Origin of the sequence: Nocardia sp. NPDC047038 (assembly GCF_040644075.1) — a bacterium.
Lineage (GTDB): Bacteria > Actinomycetota > Actinomycetes > Mycobacteriales > Mycobacteriaceae > Nocardia > Nocardia sichangensis.
The window spans coordinates 101,416-124,607 of sequence record NZ_JBEYVQ010000012.1; the positions used below are offsets into that span (position 1 = coordinate 101,416).

Genomic DNA, 23,192 nt, shown 5'->3' on the forward strand with positions numbered 1-23,192 from the left:
GTTCTCCTTGATAGTTGAGATTTGAACTAGTTGGGTGTGAATGGGGGTGGGATCGGTCGGGGGAAGATCAGTGAGTGCCGAGCAGCTGTGCGAACGGTACCGGGTCGTCGTACGGATCGGTGCCACGCGCTCGCGGCGTGTTGGTCAGCGCGGCGGCGAATTCCGCTGCGGCGCGGTCGATCCGAGAGCTCAACCCCTCGGTCGCCGCGGACGCCCAGTCTTCCGACGCCGCGTACACCGCGGTGGGCGCGACCACCGCGTGCAGGTAGCTGAACATCGGTCGCAGCGCGTGTTCCAACGCGAGGGAGTGGCGGGCCGAGCCGCCGGTCGCGCCGAGCAGCACCGGCATCCCTGCCAGCGCGTCCGGTTCCAGCACGTCGAAGAACGTCTTGAACAGGCCGCTGTAGGAGGCGTTGAAGATCGGCGTGACGGCGATCAGGCCGTCGGCGCCTGCCACGGTGTCGAGCGTCGCGCGCAACCCGGTCGGCGCGAATCCGGTCAGCAGGTTGTCGGCCAGATCCCGCGCGTGCTCGCGCACCTCGACCACGTCGACGGTCACGTCCGCGCCGGACGCGGACAGCGCCGCCGCGGTGGCCGCGGTGAGCCGGTCGGCGAGCAGCCGGGTCGACGAGGGCTGCGACAGGCCCGCGGAGACGACGGCGATGCGGGTCATCGGGTCGCCTCCACGGCAGCGTCGCGGGCGGCGACCAGGCTCGCGTGCGTCGGGGCGTCCGGCACGTGCGCCGGGCGCAGGGCCGCGAACTCTTTGCGCAGCACCGGCACCACTTCCTCGCCGAGCAGGTCCAGCTGCTCCAGCACGGTCTTCAGCGGAAGGCCCGCGTGGTCCATCAGGAACAGTTGGCGCTGGTAGTCGCCGAACGTTTCGCGGAAGGTGAGCGTCTTGTCGATGACCTGCTGCGGGCTGCCCACGGTGAGCGGGGTCTGCTCGGTGAATTCCTCCAGCGACGGGCCGTGTCCGTACACCGGCGCGTTGTCGAAGTAGGGGCGGAACTCGCGCACCGCGTCCTGGGAGTTCTTGCGCATGAACACCTGTCCGCCCAGGCCGACGATCGCCTGGTCGGCGGAGCCGTGGCCGTAGTGCTCGTAGCGCTGCCGGTACAACCGGATCAGTCGCTGGAAGTGCTCTTTCGGCCAGAAGATGTTGTTGGCGAAGAAGCCGTCGCCGTAGTAGGCCGCCTGCTCGGCGATCTCGGGGCTGCGGATCGAGCCGTGCCAGACGAACGGCGGAACGTCGTCCAGCGGGCGCGGCGTGGAGGTGAACGACTGCAACGGCGTCCGGAATTTGCCTTCCCAGTCGACCACGTCTTCGCGCCAGAGCCGGTGCAGCAGGTGGTAGTTCTCGACGGCCAGCGGGATGCCGTCGCGGATGTCCTTGCCGAACCACGGGTAGACCGGGCCGGTGTTGCCGCGGCCGAGCATGAGGTCGACGCGCCCCTCGGCCAGGTGCTGCAACATCGCGAAGTCCTCGGCGATCTTCACCGGATCGTTCGTGGTGATCAGGGTCGTCGCGGTGGAGAGCTGGAGCCGCTCGGTCCGCGCCGCGATGTAGCCGAGCATCGTCGTCGGCGACGACGGCACGAACGGCCGGTTGTGGTGCTCGCCGGTGGCGAACACGTCCAGACCGACATCCTCGGCCTTGCGCGCGATCGTCACCATGGCGGTGATGCGTTCGTGCTCACTCGGCGTCCGGCCGGTCGTGGGGTCGGTCGTCACATCACCGACCGTGAAGATTCCGAACTGCACGACGCCTCCTTCGTTCTCAGTCTGACTCAATTTGGTGGATATGGCAACCAAAGGAACCGGGTGGGGCGCCCGAGTATTCCCCGCGCGGCGGTGTGACGCCGGTTACGGCAGGTATTCCGCCAGCCAGGTCCTGGTGAGTTCGCGGGTGACCCGCGCGCCCGTGTCGAGTTCGGTGGTGCCGAAGGCGTGTTCCACGTAAGGCAGCTCGACGTAGCGCTGCGGGACGCCCGCGGTCTCGAGCGCGGCGGCGTAGGCCGCGGTGTGCTCGGCGCGCACCAGGTGATCGCTGGACCCCTGGATCAACAGGGTGGGTGGGGAGGCTGCGCTGACGTGCGGAGCGGAGCTCCTCGCGGTGTAGCGCTCGGGATACTGCTCGGGCGTACCGCCGAGATACTGCCGGGCCGCGTCGACGCCGAGCGCGGTCTCGGTGCCGGAAGCGGTGAGATCGACCGCCGGGTACAGCGCGACCGCGGCGCGCAGCTCGGGCAGCTCCTCCGCGCTGCCACAGCTGGGCCGCAAGGCGCTCGCGTTGATCTTGTTCGCGACGTTGACGGCCAGATTGCCGCCCGCGGACTCACCGAACGTGGCGATCCGCCGCAGGTCCCACTTGTACCGCTGCGCGTTCGCGGCGGCCCAGGTCAGCGCGCAGGCGACGTCGGCGTCCGCGGTGTCCCAGCGGTGCTCGGTCGCGCCGGAGAGGCGGTAGTCGACGTCGAGGACGGCGTATCCGTTGTCGGCCAGCCAGGTCGTGTAGGCGTCGGTGCTGCGGCTGCCCGCGACGAACGCGCCGCCGTGGATGCTCACCACCAGTGGGGCCGGGGCCGGTCCCGGGGCGGGCAGATACAGATCCGCCTGGATCGGCTGCCCGTCGACGGTCGCGTAGGTGACGGTCTCGTCCGGCGCGTCACCGACGGTGCTGAACGGGACGGCCGGGGCGAACGGAACCCAGACGCCCGCCGCGTCGTGCGCCGCGAACACCAGCGTCGCGCTCGTGACTACGGACAGCACCAGGCCGACGACGGCCACTCCGGTCACCGCGGCCGCCGGGCGCCGTCCCCGCTCGCCGGAGCGAAGCGCGGTGAGCGCGAGCCCGGTCGCGGCCACCGCCAGCACCATGTTCCACGAGCCGAGCGCGTCACGGACCGAGCCGAGCAAGAGCACCGCCGACTGCACGATCGCGTTGCCCAGCAGCGGCATCATCCAGGAAACCGGCAGGATCGCGATCAATTGGCCGAGCGCGAGATACCCGGCGAGGACTCCGGCGGATACCAGCAGCGCGAGGCGGGCCAGGCGAGGCGGGGTCGCGGATTCTCCGGGCACGGTCACATCCGCTCCTGGCTCGTCGGTCATCCAAGGTCTCCGTTTCCGGTCGGGGCTGCCCTCCAACCTAGGTCGGTCTTCGTGCGTGCCGGATGCGGGTGCTGGTGAGCCGGGGCGGAATCGGGTAGCCGACTACGCGCGTTTTCCCGTGTCTCGTCCGCAGAATCGGTCGTCACAGGGTTTCGACATCGGGGTTTCGAAGGGATTTGCATGGCTGGTTATCACGATTGGTTGGCGCCTGCTCCGAATCCGGAGCCGCCCTTGGACAGCCGCGGGCGCGCCGAAGTTCGCGATCCTGCGCCCGCTCGGGCGCTACCTTGCCGCACGCGGCCGCGCGCCGTGTCCGGCCGGTCGAGTGCCGGGATCCGTAGCGCGGTGCGGCGTAGTCATGCGTCTGCCGCGCAGACGGGGGACGAAACCCGCTCGGCGGCACGCCGGTTCGCCGAGTCGGCGGTGCGCATCGTCCTCGAGGTACTCGACCGTAGGAGACCCGTACCGCAACTGGCCGCGGTCGCCGACGCCACGGTCGTCGCCGCGGTGCGCACATTGCTCGACGCCGGTCTGGTGCCCGGTCACGCACTCGGCGTCGCGGTGCCGATCCGGGTGAGCGTGGCGCTCGTGGATGCCAGGACCGCCGAGGTCTTCGCCGCATATGCCCGTGGCGGTCGCCGTTTCGCCGTGGCGGCGAGGATCGTCCGGACGCGCTCGGCGGGCTGGCGGCTGACGGCGCTGCGCATCCGATGACGTGGTGCGTCAGCCGAGCTGGACGGATCGGCGCGCCATGCCGAACCAGTAGCCGTCGATGACGGTGCGCAGCGCGCCGAGGTCGTCTTCGCCCGCGCCGAGTGCGACGAACAGCGGTGCGAAGTGCTCGGCGCGGGGGTGGGCCAGGCGCGCGGCGGGAGCTTTCCGCTCGAAATCGAGCAGTGCGTCCAGGTCGTGTGCGGCCAGCGCGTCGCGGCCCCACTCGTCGAATTCGGCGGTGAAGGAGTGCACGTGTTCGTCGTCGGCCGTCAGGGCGCGCAGGTTGTGAGTGAAGAAACCGCTGCCGACGATCAGCACGCCGTCGTCGCGCAGGGGCGCCAGCTTCCGTCCGATGTCCAGCAGCGCCCCAGGGTCCAGCGTCGGCATGGACAGTTGCAACACCGGGACGTCGGCGTCCGGGTACATCTCCTTCAGCGGCACGTAGGCGCCGTGGTCGAGCCCGCGCTCCGGGACGTCGGCCACGGCGACGCCGGGTCCGCGCAACAGGTTTCGCACCTTCTCGGCCAGCTCCGGCGCGCCCGGCGCGGGATAGCGCACCTGGTAGTACCGCTCGGGGAAGCCCCAGAAGTCGTAGACCAGCGGCACCGTCTCGGTGGCGCCGAGCGCGATCGGCGCGGCCTCCCAGTGCGCGGAGACGATCAGGATCGCCCGGGGGCGCGGCAATGCGCCCGACCACGCCGCCAGCTCGGTGGGCCAGCTCGCGTGATCGGCCAGTGGCGGAGCGCCGTGGGAGAGATAGAGCACCGGCATTCTTCCGGTGTTCACGCTGGTCATGGCACTCCTCCTCGCTCGGCCGCAGGTAGTTCGAATTCGAACTCAACTGTAGCTGATTGTTCAAATTTGAACAATATGGTTAGGGTGGAGCTGTGGAGACCAGGTGGCTGAACGCGCGCGAGATGCAGGTGTGGCACAGCTTCCTCGCGGCGGGCGCGCTGGTGGGCCGTGAGGTGGAACGGCAGCTCAAGCGGGAAGGGCTGTCGCACACACAGTACGAGGTGCTGGTGCGGCTCGCGGACGCGCCGGAGGGCCGCCTGCGGATGACCGAACTCGCCGACGCGCTCTACACCTCCAAAAGCGGGCTGACCTATCAGGTGACGCAATTGGAGAAGGCCGGACTGCTGGTGCGCGAGGCCTGCCCGACCGACGTGCGCGGGGTCATCGCCGTGCTCACCGGCGCGGGCCGGGAACGGCTGGCGCAGATCGCGCCGGACCATGTCGCGACCGTCCGCCGCGTCCTCGTCGACGTGCTCAGCGCCGCTCAGCAGAGCGCCGTCGCGGAGGGCCTGGGCGAGGTCGCGCGGCGGCTCGCGCCCTGACTCAGGCCAGCGACGCCAGCCAGTCGTGCATCCACGACAGCGCGGTCGCGCCGCCGCCGACGCGGTAGCTGCCGTAGGCGGTGTGCGCCTCGGAGCGGTAGAACTGGTCCAGCAACCGGGCCCGTTCCTGGTTCGCCGACTCCGACAACTGGCTCTGCAGCAACGGGATTCCGCCGTTGGACATCAGATCGCCGACGATGGCGCCCATTTCCATCTGGTAGCGCCAGAGATCGGCCGGGTCGGGATGGGAGGTCTGGGCCAGGAAGCCGGCGAACCGGGTCACGAAATCGTCCGACGCCGTGGTGCAGTACAGATCGCCGACCGCGCAGATGGTGCGGGTCTGCGGGCTGACGAAGCCGAAGCCGCCGATGCGGGGACCACCCGCGCCCGCGCCGCCCACCGGCGGACCGACCAGCGCATCGGTGGGGGAGCGGCGCGGATCGGAGATGAGTCCGACCGCCGCGATCCGGTACGGCGGCACGACGCCGATCCCGGTGCCGATCTCGGCGGCCAGATCGCCCGCGGCGTCCGCGCCCTGGCTGTAGCCGAGCAATGCGATCTTGGTCGCGCCGCACGCCCTGGCCATCGCTCCGATCATGCCGCGCGCGTTGTCGACGGCCTCGCGTTTGGACGCGCCGTAAACCTCGGTCTCCCAAGGGAAGGCGGTCGCGGCGTAGCTGACGTAGTCGACCCGCACCGAGGACGGCAGGCCGTTGGTGACTCCGGCCAGCATCCCGGGGCCGGGGCGCTCGCCATCGGTGGTGGTTTCCCAGGTGCCCGGGATGGCCACCACGTACATGCTGGGGCACTCGGGCTCGGCGACGGCGGGCCCGCTGCCCGGCCCTACGCACGACAGCGCCATCGCCGTGAAACCGATGGCCGCCGAGATCCACTTCGATCGCATGGCGTTTGCTCCTGGTAGTACAGGCGCCGCAGGCGCTCCCCGGCAGGAAAGGCCTTCGCCGGCGCCGCGCGGTGGTCGAACCCGGCCCCGTCGAAGGCTGCATTGAGACTCGGTGGTCTCAAAGTGCAGCCAGGATAGCGAGAGTGTGTGAGACGGCACAATCCGGGGCGCAAGTGACGCGTATCACAGCGAGTTCGGTCGCCTCGACGCTCCCTAATTGCTAAATGCCTGGTGCGAGCAGAACTGCGATGGCCTGTGCCCATCGGTCGATGGTTGCCGTGGCGGCGCGCTCCGAAGTGCGCAGCGGACGGGACATCGCGGTGCCGCGCAGGATCGCGATGGTGAGATCGCGGACGGCCGGATAGCCGGGGTGGGCGACGAGGCTCGGGCCGAACAGCGCGTCCACCACGCGCCGCAAGTCGCGCCCGGCTTCTCGTTCGGCCACGCGCAACGCCTCGGCAAGCGCCGGATCGGTCCGCGCGGCCGTCCACAGTTCGAACTCGGCTTGCGCCGCCGGTCGCGCCATCGATTCGTAGAGGGCGGTCAAGGCGCGCAGCACGGGATCGGCTCCGTCGCCGAGTCCGGCCGCGATCTCTCGTACCGCCGCTTCGTTGCGCGCGACCAGATGGCCGACCAGGTCGGTGATCAACGCGCCGAGGGTCGGGAAGTGATGCAGCAGCGCTCCGCGGCTGACCTGCGCGGCACGCTGAACGGAGAGGGTGGACAGTGCCCGGTAGCCCTGTTCGGCCAGCAGGTCGGCGGCGGCGTCGAGGATGCGGGCGCGGGTCGCCCGTTTCTGCTCCTCGCGTAGTCCGGCCATTCCGGCTCCCTCCGTCGGCGCGACGTTTTCACAGTCAATATTGACTGTCAATCGCCGTTTGCGCCAGACTGCGGAGACGGGTTCGGGACCAGCGTCGAAGGGAAAGCGATGACGGACAGTGACATCAGGGCCGATGGCGACTCGGGCGCGTGGTATCGCGGGTGGACCGAGCAGCCGGACTCACAGTGGGCCGGACGCCCGGACCCGGACGACGCACGCGAGTACCGGACGCTGACTTACGAGCGGGACGGCCGCATCGCGCGCATCACCTTCAACCGGCCGGAGAAGGGCAACGCGATCACGCCCGACACACCGAACGACCTGGCGCACGCGGTGGAACGCGCGGATCTGGACCCGCGGGTGCACGTGATCCTGTTGTCCGGGCGCGGCAAGGGATTCTGCGGCGGATACGACCTGAGCATGTTCGCCGAGCAGAGTTTCACGGTGGCAGGCGGTCCCGGCGACGCGGCGGGGACGGTCGTCGACCCGGTGGTGCAGGGCCGCAATCACGATCCGGCGCGGACCTGGGACCCGATGATCGACTACGCGATGATGAGTCGGTTCAACCGCGGTTTCGCCAGCCTGATGCACGCGAACAAGCCGACCGTGGCCAAACTGCACGGCTTCGCCGTGGCGGGCGGCAGCGACATCGCCCTGTTCGCCGATCAGATCATCTGCGCCGACGACACCAAGATCGGCTACCCGCCCACCCGGGTCTGGGGTGTCCCGGCGGCGGGCATGTGGGCGCATCGCCTCGGCGACCAGCGCGCCAAGCGTCTGCTGTTCACCGGCGACTGCCTTACGGGCAGGCAAGCGGTGGAATGGGGCCTGGCGATCGAATCCTGGCCGGCCGACGAACTCGACGCGCGCACCGAGGAATTCGTCGCGCGGATCGCGCGCATGCCGATCAACCAGCTGATGATGGCCAAACTGGCGCTGAACTCGGCGCTGTACGCCCAGGGTGTGGCGAACTCCGGCATGATCAGCACCGTCTTCGACGGGATCTCCCGGCACACCACGGAGGGTTACGCCTTCCAAACCCGCGCTGCTACCGCCGGTTTCCGCACGGCGGTCCGGGAACGCGACGAACCATTCGGCGACCACAAACGCGGCCGGCCGGAGGGATGATTCGCTTCTGAGCCGAGTGAGAATCGGCCGAATCCACCGGCGCGAACGGCGAGGGGCGGTGGTCCGGTGACCACCGCCCCTCCTCCGTACGCCGGAAAATCCGTCAGCGGACGGGCGGGACCTTCCCGGTCGCCTCGTCCTCGACGTCGTAGCCCAGCCGCACGTCGTGGGCCACCTCGCCGCCGCTCACCGTGATCCGGCTGGTCACCGCGGGATAGCCCCGGGCGACGACCGTGTAGTCGCCTTCGGCGAGATCCGCGACGACATAGCGGCCGTTCTCGTCGGTGCGCGTCGTCGCGGTCAGCACGCCCGCCGCGTCGAGCACGCTGATCTGCACGTCCGCGACCGCCCGGCCGCCGTCCGCCCACGCCGACCCGGCCAGCACCGCCATCGGCGTGAGAACGATGTCGTGGTGCAGCAATCCGCTGTCCGGCACGGTCAGCGCGGTCGCGCTGGGACGCATGTGCTCGGCGACCGCCACGACGGTGTACGTGCCTGGCACCACGCCGTGGCAAACGTAGCCGCCGTCGCCCTCGGCGGTCGCGGATCCGACGACCTCGCCGTCCAGATCGGTCAGCGTGATGGTCGCGCCCGGCAGCGGCTCGCCCAGGGTGCTGGACCGGACAACGCCGGACACCTCGCCGGAGCCGAGCAAGGTGATGTCGAATTGCTGCGGCCGGTCTGCGACGGTCACGTTGACCGCGGCGGGCTGATGTCCCGCGGCCGACACGATCAGCACGTAGTTCCCCGCGTCGGGCACGCCGACGAGGTAACTGCCGTCCGCGCCGCCGTTCGTCCGCGCGGCCTGCCGCCCCTGATGGTCGATCAGCGTGAGTGCGGCGGCGGGCACCGGCCTGCCGTCCTCGCGATGGACGTAGCCGTTGAGCGAACGGCCTTCGTGCTCGGCGCCGTCGAAATTCGCCCGCGGCTCGCGCAGGTACGCGCCGTTGGCCGCCGGTTCGCCCGAGGCGTAGCCGCCCGCGGCCGCGGCGAGCACCGGTTCCGGCTCCGACAGCGCCTGCGCGGCGCCCTCCCAGACCTGATCCGCGTCCCAGTGCGACGCGGCGGCCTCGGTCTGCTCGACCGGCGTCTGCGCGGCGGGCGCCGGAGTGTCCTGGAGCGGGATCTCTTTCATGAACATCAGCACTACGCAGGCCAGCAGCGCGACCGCGCCCGCGGCGTAGAACACCCCGTGCATGGAGTTGGTGAAGCCGGTGAGGATCGGCACCTTCAGCGCGTCGGGCAGCGCCGCGATGCCGCTGGTGTTGGACTGCATGCCGCTGAGCCGCTCGGCCCCGAACCCGGGTGGCAGCGCGCCGCCGAACGCGTCGGTGATCCGGTGCGGCAGCAGATTGAACAGAATGGTCAGGAACACCGCGACGCCGAGCGTGCCGCCCATCTGCCGGAAGAAGGTGGCCGACGCGGTGGAAACACCCATGTCGGAGCGCGGACCGGCGTTCTGCGCGGCGATGATCAGCGTCTGCATACAACAGCCGAGCCCGAGCCCGATCAGTCCGCCGATGGCCAGCGGCTGCCACAGCGGGCTGTCGTAGTGCACCTGCGCGTACAGGACCGCGCCGACCGCGACGATGAACGTGCCCGTCACCGGCAGGATCTTGTAGCGGCCCGTGCTCTTGGTGATCCGCCCCGCGGCCTGCGAGCCGATCATGATGCCGAGCACCAAGGGCAGCATCAGCAGACCGGCCTTGGTCGGCGAGTAGCCGCGCACGACCTGGAAGTACTGCGGAACCATGGTGATCGCGCCGAACATCGCGACGCCGACGATGAATCCGCCCGCGATGGTGACGCTGAAGGTCGAATTCTTGAACAGCCGCAACGGGATCAGCGCGGAGTCCTTCATGAAGAACTCGACCAGGAGGAACAGCACCAGACCCGCCGCGCCGATGCCGTAGCAGAGCAGCGAGCGGTGCGAGGACCATCCCCAGTGCCTGCCTTGTTCGGCGACGATCAGCAGCGGCACCACGCAGATGGTCAGCGTCAGCGCGCCGAACCAGTCGATCCGGTGATGCTGGCGCTGGTGCGGCACGTTGAGCACCTTGGCGACCACGAGCAGGGCGAGCACGCCGACCGGGACGTTCACCAGGAACACCCACCGCCAGCCCTCGATGCCGCCGAGCTGTTCGTAGTCGGAGAAGAAGCCGCCGAGCACCGGGCCCAGCACCGTGGCCGTGCCGAAGACCATCATGAAATAGCCCTGGTAACGCACTCGTTCGCGCGCCGGGACGATGTCGCCGATGATGGTGAACGCCAGCGACATCAGGCCGCCCGCGCCCAGGCCCTGGAACGCGCGGAACGCGGCGAGCTGGTACATCGAGGTGGCGAAGGTGCACGCCACCGAACCGATGACGAACAGGCTGATCGCCGTGAGGTAGAACGGCTTACGGCCGTAGATGTCGGCCAATTTGCCGTACAGCGGCGTGGTGATCGTGGCGGTGATCAGGTAAGCGGTGGTCGCCCAGGCCTGTTCGTCGAAACCGTGCAGGCTGTTGGCGATCTTGACGATCGCGACGCTGACGATGTTCTGGTCGAGCGCGGCCAGGAACATGCCGAGCAGCAGCCCGGACAGGATGGTCAGGATCTGCCGGTGCGACAGTGACGTGTCCGCGCCTGCGGCCGGGTTCCGCGGAGCCCGGGTGGTGGAAGTCGTCATGAATGAGCCCTATTTCGGATCGGCTGGGTGTCGGGTGGTGGTCTCTATTCCTGCGGTGAGCCGGTCGAGCAGCGCGGTCAAGGTGTCGCGGTCCGATGCGGGCCAGTCGGCCAGGATGTCGGCCAGCCACCGGTTGCGCTGGGCGCGATTCTCCTCGAAGACGCGAACGCCTTCCGCGGTGGCCGCAAGCACGCACGCCCGGCCGTCGACCGGGTCGGCCCGGCGCTCGACCAGGCCGTGTGCCACGAGTTGTCTGCTCTGTCTGCTGATGGTGGATGCCTCGGCGTGCATCAGTTCGGCGAGCCTGCCCGCGCGCTGCGGTCCCTCGTGCACCAGGGAGAACAGCACGGCGTAGGCGAGTCGCTCCAGTCCGTCCGGACCCGGCCGGACGGGCTGCCATTTCGCCCGGTTGACCGCGCGCATGAACCGGACCAGCCGCTGACCGAGTTCGTCGGCGGCCGCGAGTTCGGCCGCCGTGATCCGGCGCTCGCGAGCGGTTGCGGACATGACACTCACCTCGATGTTCCCCACCAGCACATTGATTGACAACCACAACTAGTTGCTTTAAGCAACTATACATCCGGGTTGCCGGGGGTCTGCGAGGTGGGTCACGCGCCGGTTCCGTTGCTACCGTCGATGGCGTGTCCGAGTCGCTTGTCCGCTTCCGTGCCGCCTTGCCGTCCGATTGCCGATGGGCGCCGGTCGGCAGCGGGGAGTCCGGCGCCGAGGTGTTCCGGTCCGCCGACGGCTCCCGCTACGCCAAGTGTGCCGATCCCGGTGGGGTCGCGGACCTCGCGCTGGAGCGGGACAAGATCGTCTGGCTCGACAGCCACGATATGCCCGGCCCCCGGGTGCTGGACTGGCGGGACGGCGACGATGGCGCCTGCCTGGTGACCAGCGCGGTCCCGGGCGTGCCCGCGGACGCGGTATCCGGCGAGACACTGGGCCGCGCTTGGGAATCCATCGCGGACACGGTGCGGCGCCTGCACGAGGTGCCCACCGAGCAGTGCCCGTTCGATCGTGGCCTGGCGCGGATGTTCGCGATGGCCCAGGACGTGGTGGTCCGGGGTGCGGTGCACACCGAGTTCCTCCCGGAGGAACAGCAGGGCACTCCGCCCACCGTCCTGCTCACCAGGCTGGCCGGTGAGCTGGAGCCGAGGATGACCCAGGAGTTCGCCGAAGCCGTGGTGTGCCACGGCGATCTGTGCCTGCCCAACATCATCCTCGATCCGGAAACGCACACGGTGGCCGGTTTCGTCGACCTCGGGCGTCTCGGCATCGCCGACCCCTACGCCGATATCGCCTTGCTGCTCGCCAATTCCCGGGAGTCATGGCAAGACGAGCGCCGCGCCGAACAGGCCGACCGGACATTCGCCGCCCGCTACGGCATCGAGCTGGATGCCGATCGTCAGCGCTTCTTCCTCCATCTGGACCCGCTGACCTGGGGTTAGCTCGATCACGCAGAGGGTTTGAGCAGAACGGCGGTGCCGTACGCCGCCACCTCGCTCATCGTCCCGGCGATCTCGTTGCAGTCGAAGCGCATCGCGATGACCGCGTTCGCGCCGAACGACATGGCGTGCTGACACATCCGCATGATCGCCTCGTGCCGCGACTGGTAGAGCAGCTGGGTGTACTCGGGGATCTCCCCGCCGCCCAGCGAACGGAAACCGGCGCTGAAGTTCGAGCCGAAGCTGCGGCTGCGCACGGTCAGCCCGGCGACCTCGCCGAAGACCCGGGCGATCTCCTGTCCGGGAACGTCGTTCATGGTCGAGACCAGGATGGGGAACTGCGGTCCCGGCGGCGGGGGCGGAGGATACGGCTGCGGCGGCTGGTGCGCGGGATGTTGCGGATAGGGCGGCGGCATCGGCTGGCTCATGTGCGGGATGCTACGGCGGCAGGGCGGCCGCGTCGCTTCCGTCCGCGGCGAGATCGCCCGGAGGCCGGAATCGCACCGACCGCCCGGTCCCGATCGGCCGGTTTCGCGTGTTCCGGGACTGTCGTGGCGGAGTTCGTCCTTGCCTGTTGAGCATTCGACCGACAGAATCCGAAGAGATATGCAATGTTGTTATTGCGCAACGGCATTGAGAGGGAACCCACGGTGGCCGAATAGGCACCGGTAAAAGGGGGTGCGGCGAGATCATGTCGTCGAACACGTCCGAGCCCGGCGGCCGACGCGCCCGCCCGGGCCAGGTCGGGGCCGGACGCGTGCCCACGTGGCCCGGGATGATCTCCGCCAACGAGCCGCCGCCGCGCCGGGAACGCGACCGGCATCGGACCCACCGCGATCGACGCCGTGCCCGGCGCGGGGCTCGGCGCGCGTGGCTGGTCGGCGGTGCCGGGCTGGCCGCCTCGCTCGCCGCGGCCGCGCTGGTCCTGGTCTACACCGACGCGGCGTCGGCTCCCCGGCAATCGGCCACGGTAGCGGACCCGGTGCTCGGCGGCGGTCCCGGCTGTGAGCCGACCCGGGGCGCACAGTTGGTGCGCGGCAACGGGACCGGCTCCACGGCCTCGGGGCCGGACGTGATCCTGGCCTTCCAGCACGCCTACTACGCGACCCGGTCCGGAGCGGTAGCGCGATCGTTGACGGCGCCCGACGCCGTGGTGCCGCCGGTCGCCGTGATCGATGCGGGCATCGCTTCCGTCCCCACCGGAACGCAGCACTGCGTCATGATCACCCCCATGCTCGACGGACGCTACGACGTGGTCATCACCGAGTTGCGCCCCGACGCCACGAGCCGCACCTACCGGCAGTTCGTCACCGTGGTCACCGCCGACGGCGGATCCACCATCGCCAAGATCACCGCACCGAACTGAGTCCGATCTCCCGTTTGAGCGCGGGGACTTTCGTTACGATGCCACTGCCGGGGCGGTCGATCGGCGCGAAATGCGGTGCATAAGCGATCGATTCCAAGGGGAGGTCGTCGGTGGTGTTCGCACGGTGGTGCGCGGTTGTCGGAACCGCTCTTTCGGTGCTGCTGGCGATACCGGGCCCGCCGTCGCAGGCGGAGCCGCAACTCCCGGCGGTGGCGGATCCGGCGCCGCCGGAGCAGGACCCCTTCTATCGGCCGCCCGCCGAGCTGGTCGGCGCCCAGCGGCCCGGCGGAATCCTCGCCGCGCGGCCGGTCACCATCGCGAACCAGGCGCCCGGGGCGCTGGATGCCGAGGCATGGCAGATCTCCTACCGGTCGAACAACAGCGCCGACCAGCCCATCGCCGCCGTCGCGACGCTGCTGAAACCGCCCGCGGCGAACGGGAAGCTGGTGTCGCTGCACGCCGCCGAGGATTCCACCGGACTTTTCTGCGCGCCGTCCTATACCGTGCGCCGGTCGATGGGGGCCGGTCTGCTGGACGGGCAGATCGACCCGTTGCGCAGCGCTGCGGCGCTGTTGGCGCAGGGGTGGACGGTCGTGGTGCCGGATCATCAAGGGCCGAACTCGGCGTTCGCCCACGGCCCGCTGGCCGCGCGGATCGCCCTGGACGGCATCCGCGCCGCGGAGCGGTTCGGTCCGCTGGGACTGCCTGGACCGGATACCGAGGTGGCGATGTGGGGCTATTCCGGAGGCTCGGTCCCCACGTTGCACGGCGCCGAGTCGCGCAGCTCCTACGCGCCGGAGGTGAACCTGGTCGGCGTCGTCTCCGGCGGTACCGACGTCGACCTCGAGGCGCTGTCGCTGGCGGCGAACAAGGGGCCGGGCGCGGGCCTGGTCGCGGCCGCCATCATCGGTCTGGCCCGCGAGGAGCCGGAATTGGACGCCTACCTGCGGGCGAACGCGACGCCGACGGGACGGCGGTTGCTCGACGCGAAGGACAGCGGCTGCGTGCTGTATCAGGCCGCGACGGAACCGTTCCTCGACATCGACAGCCTGGTCCAGGGCGGTCTACTGCACACGCCGGTGCTGCGCGCGGTCTTCGACCGCACCAGAATGGGAAAGTCGGTGCCCGACGCACCGGTCTTCCTCTACCACGCGACCGCGGACTGGCTCGTCCCGATCGGTCCCGCCGACGCACTCGCCGCCGCCTACTGCCGCGACCCCGCCGCTCGCGTCACCTACATCCGTGACCACGCGAGCGAACATCTGACCCTCAACACCCTTGCCGAGCAGAGCGTGGTCGCTTGGCTGCGCGACAGATTCGCCGGGATACCGGTCGCCAACGGCTGCGCCGTCACGGATATGGGGTCCATCGCGCTCGGTCGATGACGGAGTTCGCGTGACGTGTTACTCGAGGCCCGCGACCTTCCGGCAGCGGAAATCCAGGTAGTTGATCATCTTCCAGAAATCCTTGAACGCCGGGTTCGTGGTCTGGCCGTGGTGGTAGCGGTAGTAGATCTGCTGGGCGATGACCGCCAGGCGGAAAAGCCCGAAGACCTCGTAGAACGGCCAGTTCTCGGCGGGACGGCCGGTGCGCGCGCAATAGTGTTCGACGATCTGCGCGCGGGTCAGCATGCCGGGCAGGTGACTCGGCTGGCGGCGGGAGGCCCGCATGACCTCGTCGTCGTCCGCCTGCACCCAATAGGCCAGCGCGCCACCGAGATCCATCAGCGGGTCGCCCAGCGTCGCCATTTCCCAATCGAGCACACCGACGATCGCGCCGGAGCCCGACGGATCCAGCACCAGATTGTCGAGCCGGAAGTCGTTGTGGATGACGGTGGTGGCGACGTCCGCGGGCTGGTTGGCATCGAGCCAGGCCATCACCGCGGCGAAATCGCTGACATTGTCGGTGCGCGCGTTCACGAAGCGCCGCGACCACCCCGCGACTTGGCGGCCGACATAGCCCGCGCCTTTGCCGATTCCGGTGAGACCGGCCGCCTCTGGGTCGACCTGGTGCAATTCGATCAGGCAGTCGAAAGCCGTGGTGGACAACCGCTTCGCCTGATCGGGGGACAGGCTGGTGCCCTCCGGCAGATCGCCGCGCAGGATCGTCCCCGCCACCCGCTCCATCACGTAGAAATCGCTGCCGATCACGTCCGGATCGGCGCACCGGGCCACCATCCGCGGCACGTAGCGATAGTGCGGACGCAACCGCTCCTGCACCAGGAACTCACGGCCCATGTCGTGCGCGGAAGCCGCCTTCGTTCCGCTCGGCGGACGGCGCAGGATCAGGTCACGATCCGGGTAGCGCAGCAGATACGTCAGATTGGACGCGCCGCCGGAGAATTGGCGCACCTCGGGCGGCTCGCTCAGACCGGGAACCCGCTCGGCGAGCCAGGTGTGCAGGGCGGCGACGTCGAAGGCGTCCTCCGCGCGGACGGCGGTGGCCTCCGGAGCGCTCACCGGTCGGTCCCGTATTTACGCAGCTCCTGCCGGGCGATCACGCCGAGGTGCACCTCGTCGGGGCCGTCGGCGAAGCGCAGCGAACGAATGCCGGCGAACGCGCGCGCCAGCGGGAAGTCATCGGAAAGCCCCGCCCCGCCGTGCAATTGGATCGCCATGTCCAGCACCTCTTGGGTCATCCTCGGCACGACCGCTTTGATCTGGGAGACCTCGCTGCGCGCGCCGGCCAAGCCCTTGGTGTCCAGCAGCCAGGCGGTGTGCAGGACCAGCAACCGCGCCTGATCGATCGCGACGCGCGCGTTGGCGATGCGCTCGCGGTTCCCGCCGAGGTTGGCCAGCGGCTTGCCGAACGCGGTGCGCGACAGGGCGCGGCGGCAGCCCAGTTCGAGCGCGCGCTCGGCTAGGCCGATGGCGCGCATGCAGTGGTGGATGCGGCCGGGACCGAGACGGCCCTGCGCGATCTCGAAGCCACGTCCCGGCCCGGCGATCACGGCGTCCAGCGGCAGCCGCACGTCGGTGAAAGTGACCTCGCCGTGGCCGAAGGGCTCGTCCAGGTAGCCGAAGGTGGTGAGCATCCGTTCGACCCGCACGCCCGGGGTGTCCAGCGGAACCAGCACCATCGAATGCCGCTGGTAGGGGTGCGCCTCCGGGTCGGTGAGGCCCATGAAGATGACGAATTTACAGTTCGGGTGGCCGATGCCGGTGCTCCACCATTTGCGGCCGTTGAGCACGATCTCCTCGCCGTCCACCACGGCGGTCGCGGACATGTTGGTCGCGTCGGAGGAGGCCACCTCGGGTTCGGTCATGCAGAACGCCGAGCGGATCGTGCCGTCCAGCAGCGGTCGCAGCCACTGCTGCCGCTGCTCGATGCTGCCGTAGTGCAGCAGGACCTCGGCGTTGCCGGTGTCGGGTGCGTTGCAGTTGAACACTTCCGGCGCCCACCCGGAACTGCCCATCGCCTCCGCCATCGGGGCGTAGTCGACGTTGCTCAGGCCCGCGCCGAGTTCCGGATCGGGCAGGAAGAGGTTCCACAGACCCGCGTCCCGCGCCTTCTTCTTGAGCTCCTCGACCACCGGCGGAACCGCCCATGGCGATTCCCGCAGGGCGGCGGCGTGCTCCTCGTCGCGCGGCTCGATCTCGTCGCGCACGAACTGCCGCACCTGATCGGTGAGGCGGACGGCTCGATCGGAGTGCGTGAAGTCCATACCCATCCTCGAGGTCTGCTGAGCATTGCTCAACTTCCGGTCAGGTCATTGGTAGCATATTGTTGAGCATTGCTCAATAGAGGAGGGTGGATGACCGAGGTCGCCGTGGAGCCGGGCGGCCGGCGCTCGGCGGACGACCGGCGCAGGCAGCTGATCGGAATCGGCCTGGGCATGCTGATCGACCGGCCCTGGCACCGGATCACCGTCGACGCGGTCGCGCAGCAGGCGGGCATCTCGCGCGGGCTGCTGTTCCATTACTTCCCGACCAAGCAGGACTATTACGCGCAACTCGTCCGCGCCGCGTCGCAGCGATTCCTGCGCGCCACCGGCCCGGACCCCGACGCCGCGGACCCGCTCGCTTCGATGATCGCGAACTTCGTGAGCTACATGCGCAAGCGCAGCGGACCGCTGGTGGGGCTGCTGCGCGCCGCCGGGCAGGACCCGGTCCTCGAATCGATCATGGAGCGGATGCACGACGAACTGACCGATCGGGTGTTCGCCGCGCTCGGCAGGCCCGCGCGGTCGACCGCCGAGCGCCTGGTGGTGCGTTCGTGGTGGGCGATGGCCGAGGACCTGACGGTGCAGTGGTTGTCCCGCGACGACGTCGACCAGGACCGGCTGGACTCGTTGCTGTTCGACACGTTGTCGCGGGTGCTCGACTCGGTGGACGCCGAATGCCGGGCGGATCCGCCTGCGGAGTGAGCCGCCCGGTGCGAGAAGGCCTCCGCGATTCGGCGGGCCGGAATGGCCGCGCGAAATACTCGGTGCACGTAAATGGCGGAACGCGGTCGGCCCGGTGCCGCCGAGGGGCGAATCTCGACGGCACCGGCGTATCCGAACGCGCTGCGGGAGCGCACGCGCCGCCGCGAAGGGAAAGCGCGCCAGTTCAGCATAGAGCGATCAATGGTCTGGCGCACGGGGAAGGAAGTGCCTGCGACCGCCGGGAAATCACGTCGCACAGCGTGTGTCGTCCGCGGCACGCCGAATAGTTTTGCGAGATGGCAAATGAACAGTTTCGCCGGTAGCGGTGGATCGACTATGAATGAAACGTGCCGTTGCCATACGTGATCACTTGTCTGCCATCGCGTCTCCCGTGCGGGGAGCGCTGATGGTCATCGAACATCCCATCGAGGACGAGGTTACACAGCTGGCGAGGCGGGTCGAGAAGGCCCGTGGACGGCTCGCCTACCAGTTCGATCCCGCGCTCACCGAGGCGCTGTCGGAGGACGAACTGTATGCCGAACGTGAGCTCGCCGAACGGATTCGCACCCAGGAGCGCGGACAGCGCTGGAAAGAGGCGCAGGCTGCCGCCGCGGCATCCGACCGCGCCAGGCAGACCACCGAAGCGATCGAGAAGGCCGACATGCGAGATCTCCTGCTCGCCCGCAAGGCGATTGCCGCGCAGCGACGCGAATCCAGCCCGCACGCGAAGCTGGCCTCGCTGTATCGGCATCGGTCCTGGTCGCTGCGCGCGCTGGCGGGTGTCGTCGCGGCGGGCATGTTGTGGTCGGCGGTCAACGTCCAGCACAACATCGCTCCCGGCGGCGCGACCGATCCGCTCTACTGGTTCAGCTACCTGCTCGAAGGCATGATCAGCGTCTGCCTGATCATCATCATGATCGGCACGAACAAGGTCGCCGAATGGGGTGTGATCGACAACCGCCGCCAGGTCGCGACGGCCGAAGTCGCCCTGCTGGCGCTGACCGTCAGCCTCAACACCTATCCCTACTTGCGCGCGGGCGCCTGGTACGACGCGGCCGTGCACGCCATCGCGCCGGTGATGATCGGTGTCGCGCTGCTCATCCACGACGCCGCGAGCGCTCGCTACGGCCTCGCCATCGCCAGGGCCACCGAGCAGGTCCGTGACCTGCCCGACCCGGCCGAGCAGATCCGGCTCACGCTGCCCAGATACCGCGCGCCGGTCGCGCCCGAGGCGCCGAGCGCTCCACCCGAACAGAGGCACTACGAACCGCCTCCTGTTGTCGCGGCGCCCCCGGAGGAGGTCGTCGAGCAGGACGTGGTCGAGGTCGCCGAAATCCAGTTCCTGCCCGAGGTCTCCGACGAGCAGCCCGTGGTCACGGTGAAAGCCGAGAAGAAGCGGCCGCCGGTCGAGGCGCCCCGCAAGCCCGTGCTGCCCGAGTCCATCGAAGATCTCGACGCGATGGTGGCTTTCGACGCGCGCCCCACGTCGCCGGTGCAGGTCAAGGACACCGACGTCATCGTCACCAATGGCGGTGCGCCCGCCGCCAACGGGAAGAAGCTCGCTGCGAACGAGCCCGCACCGGTATCGGCCGCGAAGGCCGAGTCCCGGCCGGCCGCGCGCGTGCCCGCCGAAGACTCCGCGGCGAAGGTGGTCGTCCGGCAGACGCCGCCGGCCAAGCCGCGTACGCCGGTGGCCGAGGCGGAGGTCTCGACGGCCGAGATCCCGGCCGTCACCCGGCAACCGCTGGCGGACAGCAAGAGCGACAGCTCGACGCCGGAGCCGAAGAACGGCAAGGACAGCCCCGCGCCCGACGTCGCGCAAGCGCCGACGGCTCGCCCGCCGGACATCTACGACACCGGTTCGTTCCGCGTCGCCGACATCCTCGAGCAGGAACTCGCCGAACTGCAGGCCGAACGCCGCCGCGCCCGCACCAGCAGGCAGCGTTCCGCCTCCACCGCGGGTCGCGAGTCCTAGCGAGTACGCCCCCCGGTAAGGATGCCCGCCGGCGCACCACGCGCCCGGCGGGCATCGGCGTCTTCCGGTCGGAATACGCTGGGATCGTCAGGATTCCGGGTCGGACAAAGGCGCTGTCTTCGCCCACTCCGCCCACTCGGCGAGGGCGTCGTACAGTCGGACCGCGGCTTCGACCGTGACACGCATCGAGCGGGTCTGCGGGGAGTCGCCGAAGTCCCCGCGGTCTTTGGCGTTCGCGTACTCGCGGTAGATTTCCGCCTTCTCCCGGTAGAACCGGGCTTCCCTGGTGAGGTGCGCCTCCAGTTCGTCGGAGTTCAACAGCCAGAAGAACAACGAGCGCAGGACCGGTTCCAGACGGATGGTGTGGTCCACATCGACGTGCACCAGCCAGCGGCGCAACTCGGCGACGCCGTCGTCGGTGATGCGGTACTCCTTGCGCCGGCGCGGGCCCTCCGCCGCCGCCTCGACCAGTCCTTCTTCCGCGAGCCTGGTCAGCTCCCCGTAGATCTGGGGATGCTTGGCGGGCCAGATCGCGCCGAGCATCTCCTCGAATCGGCGCGTCAGGTCGTAGCCGCTGCCGGGCTGGTCGGCGAGAAGTCCGAGTAACCCGTGACGCAGTGACATCGACGCTCCCTATTCCGTGATCGGTGGCCCGGCTGGAGCGTACCTCTGTCGTTCTGCCGTACTTCACCGTCTTGACTGTTTCGACATGTAGATTTATACATGTTGCAAGGAACATGTGGTTGCCTACTTATGGAGGCTGATATGACGACTCAGGGTTCGAAGGCGGTGCTGATCACCGGTGCGGGCGGCGGAATCGGTTCCGCCACCGTTGAGGCATTCGCCGCGCGGGGCTACCGCGTCTACGCCGGAGTGCGGACGCTGCGAAACGCCCCCCGGTTCGGGCACGCGAACGTCGTGCCGGTGGAACTCGATGTGACCGACAGCGCGGGCGTTCGCCATGCGCTCGACGCGGTCGCGGCCGACCGTGGCCCAGCCGGGTTACAGGTGCTGGTGAACAACGCGGGCGTCATCGTGCAGGGGCCGCTGGAGCTGGTCCCCGACGCGGAACTGCACCGGCAGTTCGACATCAACGTCTACGGCCCGCACCGGGTCCTGGTGGCCGCACTTCCGCTGTTGCGGACGGGCGGCGGCCGGGTGATCAACATCAGCGCGGCGAGCGCTCGCACCGCGATGCCGTACCTGGGACCGATCTCGGCGAGCAAGGCCGCGCTCGAATCGTTGTCGCACGCGGCACGCGTCGAGCTCGCGCCCTGGGGCATCCCGGTCTCTGTGGTGGAGCCGGGCGCGCTCGAGACGACGATCTTCGCCAAGGCCGAATCGGCTGCGCGCGAAGCACTCTTGCTGGCCGACGCCGACCGTGTCGAGCTCTACCGCGCACAATTGGCCGCCGTCGATAAGGCGCTGGCGGAACAGAAGACACGGCCGGTCGGCACGGTGGTCGACGCGATCGTGCGGGCAGCCGAGGCCAGGCGGCCCAAAGACTGCTACGTCGCGAGTTCGGACGCACGCATGCTGCGGATACTCGCGTATCTGCCTTTCCGCCTGCGCGATCGGGTGATCGCCGGTGCATTGGGCTTGGGCAAATCCGACGTAGCGGCCGGAGCGGCGCGATGAGCCGGATCGTGTTCGCCGGAGCCACGTCCGGGCTGGGACGGCAAGCGGCACTGCGGCTGGCGAAGGACGGCCACGACCTCGTGCTGGTCGGCCGCGACGCGGACAAAGGCGCGCGGCTGGCTCGCGAGACCGGTGGCCGGTTCGTGCGCGCCGATCTGGCGGTCTCGACGGGTATCGACCACGTAGCGGAGCAGGTCGCCGAGCGGTTCGACGGCGTGGACATCTTGATCAACAACGCCGGTGTCATGACGCCCGAACGTCGCGTGACCGGCGAGGGAATCGAGCTGAATCTCGCCGTCCATCATCTCGCGCCGTTCTCCCTGACCGGACGACTGCTGCCGTTGCTGTGTCGCGGCGGCGGCCGGGTGGTCAACGTCAATTCCGAAGGCCACCGGCAGTCGATGTTCCGCGCGGGCCCGGTGCGCATCGACTTCGACGACTTGCCGAGCGAGCGGAACTTCGACCCGTTCGTGACCTACAGCCGTACCAAGTTAGCCAACCTGTTGTTCACCTACGAACTGCGTCGCAGGTACCCGCAATTGACTGTGGCCGCATTGCATCCCGGCTTCGTGCGCACCGACCTCGGCCGAGAATTCCCACGGGCGCGGGTGGCGATGCTGCACCTGACGGCATTGTCCGCGCGGCAAGGCGCCGCGCCGGTCGTCCACCTGGCGACGACGCGGGATCTGGTGAACGGGGCCTATTACAACCGCTTCACCAAGACGCGCAGCTCGGACGCGTCCTACGACCGGGATACCGCGCTGCGGCTGTGGGAGGTGACCGAACGGCTGCGTGGCCCGTTCGCCGCCCCGGTTCGAGATCCCTCGCTCGACTGCTGAGAGCGGATCTGCCGAGGGCAGCAGGGGAACGGTCCGGCGCCACGCGTGCGGCACCGTGGAGCCATGGCTCACGATGACAAGACTCCGATGTTCAGCTGGCGGGCACGCGAGCAACTGCTCAGTCGCCGCATCGTCGTGCTCGACGGCGCGCTCGACGACGACAACGGGACGCTGCTGATGACCCAGCTGCTCACGCTCGCCGCCGAGGATCCCGATGCGGGTATCTCACTGTGGATCCATTCGCCGGGCGGATCGGTCCCCTCGATGCTCGCCATCCGCGACGTCATGCGGCTGGTGCCGTGCGAAGTCTCCACGCTCGCGCTCGGATTGGCTTGCAGCGCAGGACAATTTCTCTTGTCGTCGGGCACCAAGGGTAAACGTTTCGCGCTGCCGCACGCCCGGGTGCTGATGCACCAGGGATCGGCGGGCATCGGCGGCACGGCCGTCGACGTCGAGGTCCAGGCCGACGATCTGCGCTACACCGTGGACACCGTGCTCGGGATCATCGCCGAGGACACCGGCCAGCCGTTCGATCGGATCTACGAGGATTCGCTGCACGACCGGTGGTTCACGGCCGCGCAGGCCAAGGAGTACGGCTTCATCGACCACATCGTCGACTCGTTCGGGCAGATCGTCCCGCAACGCCAGCGAATCGGGATCTCGGCATGATCGGTCAGCCCCGGAGGCGGCAGCGCAGCGTAACCACGGAGGGGCCCGATCATGCCGGAAGCGGGCACAGCATGATCGGTCAGCCCCGGAGGCGGCAGCGCAGCGTGACCACGGAGGGGCCCGATCATGCCGGAAGCGGGCACAGCATGATCGGTCAGCCCCGGAGGCGGCAGCGCAGCGTGACCACGGAGGGGCCCGATCAT

The 23,192-nt window shown here is 69.2% G+C and carries 23 protein-coding genes; 11 read left to right on the forward strand and 12 right to left on the reverse strand.

All coding sequences use genetic code 11. The annotated features are described in order from the left end of the window. Nucleotides 1–67: 67 nt before the first annotated feature. The 3 genes from ABZ824_RS29915 to ABZ824_RS29925 form a co-directional block, all read right to left on the reverse strand. The gene (locus ABZ824_RS29915) at nt 68–673 is read right to left on the reverse strand and encodes an FMN reductase (RefSeq protein ID WP_356967007.1); all 606 of its coding nucleotides are present in this window, start codon (nt 671–673) and stop codon (nt 68–70) included. After that, entirely contained in the window at nt 670–1,764 is a 1,095-nt protein-coding gene (locus ABZ824_RS29920; RefSeq protein WP_356967009.1) for an LLM class flavin-dependent oxidoreductase, read from the reverse strand. The genes ABZ824_RS29915 and ABZ824_RS29920 overlap by 4 nt, the downstream gene beginning before the upstream one ends. Before the next feature lie 102 nt (nt 1,765–1,866). After that, nucleotides 1,867–3,114, reverse strand: a complete 1,248-nt coding sequence (locus tag ABZ824_RS29925) for an alpha/beta hydrolase (RefSeq protein WP_356967011.1) — start codon at nt 3,112–3,114, stop codon at nt 1,867–1,869. A gap of 345 nt (nt 3,115–3,459) precedes the next feature. Here ABZ824_RS29925 and ABZ824_RS29930 point away from each other — a divergent pair, with 345 nt between their 5' ends. Further along, a complete protein-coding gene (locus ABZ824_RS29930) occupies nt 3,460–3,828 on the forward strand; it encodes an Rv3235 family protein (RefSeq protein WP_356967013.1) in 369 nt (122 codons plus the stop codon). Between the two features lie 9 nt (nt 3,829–3,837). Here ABZ824_RS29930 and ABZ824_RS29935 read toward each other — a convergent pair whose 3' ends face one another. Then, nucleotides 3,838–4,623, reverse strand: coding sequence for a class III extradiol ring-cleavage dioxygenase (locus ABZ824_RS29935; protein WP_356967015.1), 786 nt, complete (start codon nt 4,621–4,623; stop codon nt 3,838–3,840). 92 nt (nt 4,624–4,715) lie between these two features. Between ABZ824_RS29935 and ABZ824_RS29940 the strand changes: the two genes are divergently transcribed. Further along, entirely contained in the window at nt 4,716–5,165 is a 450-nt protein-coding gene (locus ABZ824_RS29940; RefSeq protein WP_355075745.1) for a MarR family transcriptional regulator, read from the forward strand. Between the two features lies 1 nt (nt 5,166). Here the strand turns inward: ABZ824_RS29940 and ABZ824_RS29945 are convergent, their stop codons facing one another. Continuing rightward, nucleotides 5,167–6,027, reverse strand: a complete 861-nt coding sequence (locus tag ABZ824_RS29945; RefSeq protein ID WP_356967173.1) for a cutinase family protein — start codon at nt 6,025–6,027, stop codon at nt 5,167–5,169. A gap of 262 nt (nt 6,028–6,289) precedes the next feature. Beyond that, on the reverse strand, nt 6,290–6,889 hold the full coding sequence (locus ABZ824_RS29950; RefSeq protein ID WP_356967017.1) for a TetR/AcrR family transcriptional regulator: 600 nt from the start codon (nt 6,887–6,889) through the stop codon (nt 6,290–6,292). Between the two features lie 108 nt (nt 6,890–6,997). Between ABZ824_RS29950 and ABZ824_RS29955 the strand changes: the two genes are divergently transcribed. Beyond that, complete coding sequence (locus tag ABZ824_RS29955; protein WP_356967019.1) at nt 6,998–8,017, forward strand: crotonase/enoyl-CoA hydratase family protein; 1,020 nt, start codon at nt 6,998–7,000, stop codon at nt 8,015–8,017. A 103-nt stretch (nt 8,018–8,120) separates the two neighbouring features. On the opposite strand, the gene ABZ824_RS29960 is transcribed toward ABZ824_RS29955, so the two are convergent. Further along, nucleotides 8,121–10,688 (reverse strand): MFS transporter, encoded by a 2,568-nt coding sequence (locus tag ABZ824_RS29960; RefSeq protein ID WP_356967021.1) that lies wholly within the window; start codon nt 10,686–10,688, stop codon nt 8,121–8,123. Between the two features lie 9 nt (nt 10,689–10,697). After that, entirely contained in the window at nt 10,698–11,195 is a 498-nt protein-coding gene (locus ABZ824_RS29965; protein WP_356967023.1) for a MarR family transcriptional regulator, read from the reverse strand. Between the two features lie 134 nt (nt 11,196–11,329). On the opposite strand from ABZ824_RS29965, the gene ABZ824_RS29970 reads away from it, so the two are divergent. Continuing rightward, nucleotides 11,330–12,139 (forward strand): APH(3'') family aminoglycoside O-phosphotransferase, encoded by an 810-nt coding sequence (locus tag ABZ824_RS29970; protein WP_355075756.1) that lies wholly within the window; start codon nt 11,330–11,332, stop codon nt 12,137–12,139. A gap of 5 nt (nt 12,140–12,144) precedes the next feature. Here ABZ824_RS29970 and ABZ824_RS29975 read toward each other — a convergent pair whose 3' ends face one another. Next, nucleotides 12,145–12,468 (reverse strand): YbjQ family protein, encoded by a 324-nt coding sequence (locus ABZ824_RS29975; RefSeq protein WP_355075979.1) that lies wholly within the window; start codon nt 12,466–12,468, stop codon nt 12,145–12,147. A 359-nt stretch (nt 12,469–12,827) separates the two neighbouring features. On the opposite strand from ABZ824_RS29975, the gene ABZ824_RS29980 reads away from it, so the two are divergent. Together ABZ824_RS29980 and ABZ824_RS29985 are read left to right on the forward strand one after the other, a co-directional pair. Continuing rightward, the gene (locus ABZ824_RS29980; protein ID WP_356967025.1) at nt 12,828–13,502 is read left to right on the forward strand and encodes a hypothetical protein; all 675 of its coding nucleotides are present in this window, start codon (nt 12,828–12,830) and stop codon (nt 13,500–13,502) included. Nucleotides 13,503–13,612: 110 nt separating this feature from the next. Beyond that, nucleotides 13,613–14,887, forward strand: a complete 1,275-nt coding sequence (locus ABZ824_RS29985) for a lipase family protein (RefSeq protein WP_356967027.1) — start codon at nt 13,613–13,615, stop codon at nt 14,885–14,887. Between the two features lie 18 nt (nt 14,888–14,905). Here ABZ824_RS29985 and ABZ824_RS29990 read toward each other — a convergent pair whose 3' ends face one another. Together ABZ824_RS29990 and ABZ824_RS29995 are read right to left on the reverse strand one after the other, a co-directional pair. Continuing rightward, entirely contained in the window at nt 14,906–15,961 is a 1,056-nt protein-coding gene (locus ABZ824_RS29990) for a phosphotransferase family protein (RefSeq protein ID WP_356967029.1), read from the reverse strand. After that, entirely contained in the window at nt 15,958–17,166 is a 1,209-nt protein-coding gene (locus tag ABZ824_RS29995) for an acyl-CoA dehydrogenase family protein (protein ID WP_356967031.1), read from the reverse strand. Before ABZ824_RS29995 ends, ABZ824_RS29990 begins: the two co-directional genes overlap by 4 nt. Before the next feature lie 90 nt (nt 17,167–17,256). Here ABZ824_RS29995 and ABZ824_RS30000 point away from each other — a divergent pair, with 90 nt between their 5' ends. Beyond that, nucleotides 17,257–17,868 carry a TetR/AcrR family transcriptional regulator gene (locus ABZ824_RS30000; protein WP_356967033.1) on the forward strand — a complete coding sequence of 204 codons (612 nt, stop codon included), beginning with the start codon at nt 17,257–17,259 and terminating at the stop codon, nt 17,866–17,868. A 406-nt stretch (nt 17,869–18,274) separates the two neighbouring features. Then, a complete protein-coding gene (locus ABZ824_RS30005; protein ID WP_356967035.1) occupies nt 18,275–19,843 on the forward strand; it encodes a hypothetical protein in 1,569 nt (522 codons plus the stop codon). An 87-nt stretch (nt 19,844–19,930) separates the two neighbouring features. Here ABZ824_RS30005 and ABZ824_RS30010 read toward each other — a convergent pair whose 3' ends face one another. Then, entirely contained in the window at nt 19,931–20,467 is a 537-nt protein-coding gene (locus ABZ824_RS30010; RefSeq protein WP_355075767.1) for a helix-turn-helix transcriptional regulator, read from the reverse strand. Nucleotides 20,468–20,608: 141 nt separating this feature from the next. Here ABZ824_RS30010 and ABZ824_RS30015 point away from each other — a divergent pair, with 141 nt between their 5' ends. The 3 genes from ABZ824_RS30015 to ABZ824_RS30025 all read left to right on the forward strand — a co-directional run bounded on the left by ABZ824_RS30015 (nt 20,609) and on the right by ABZ824_RS30025 (nt 22,989). After that, on the forward strand, nt 20,609–21,481 hold the full coding sequence (locus tag ABZ824_RS30015) for an SDR family NAD(P)-dependent oxidoreductase (protein WP_356967037.1): 873 nt from the start codon (nt 20,609–20,611) through the stop codon (nt 21,479–21,481). Further along, the gene (locus ABZ824_RS30020) at nt 21,478–22,320 is read left to right on the forward strand and encodes an SDR family NAD(P)-dependent oxidoreductase (RefSeq protein WP_356967039.1); all 843 of its coding nucleotides are present in this window, start codon (nt 21,478–21,480) and stop codon (nt 22,318–22,320) included. Before ABZ824_RS30015 ends, ABZ824_RS30020 begins: the two co-directional genes overlap by 4 nt. 63 nt (nt 22,321–22,383) lie before the next feature. Next, nucleotides 22,384–22,989 carry an ATP-dependent Clp protease proteolytic subunit gene (locus tag ABZ824_RS30025; protein WP_356967041.1) on the forward strand — a complete coding sequence of 202 codons (606 nt, stop codon included), beginning with the start codon at nt 22,384–22,386 and terminating at the stop codon, nt 22,987–22,989. The last annotated feature ends 203 nt before the right edge of the window (nt 22,990–23,192 follow it).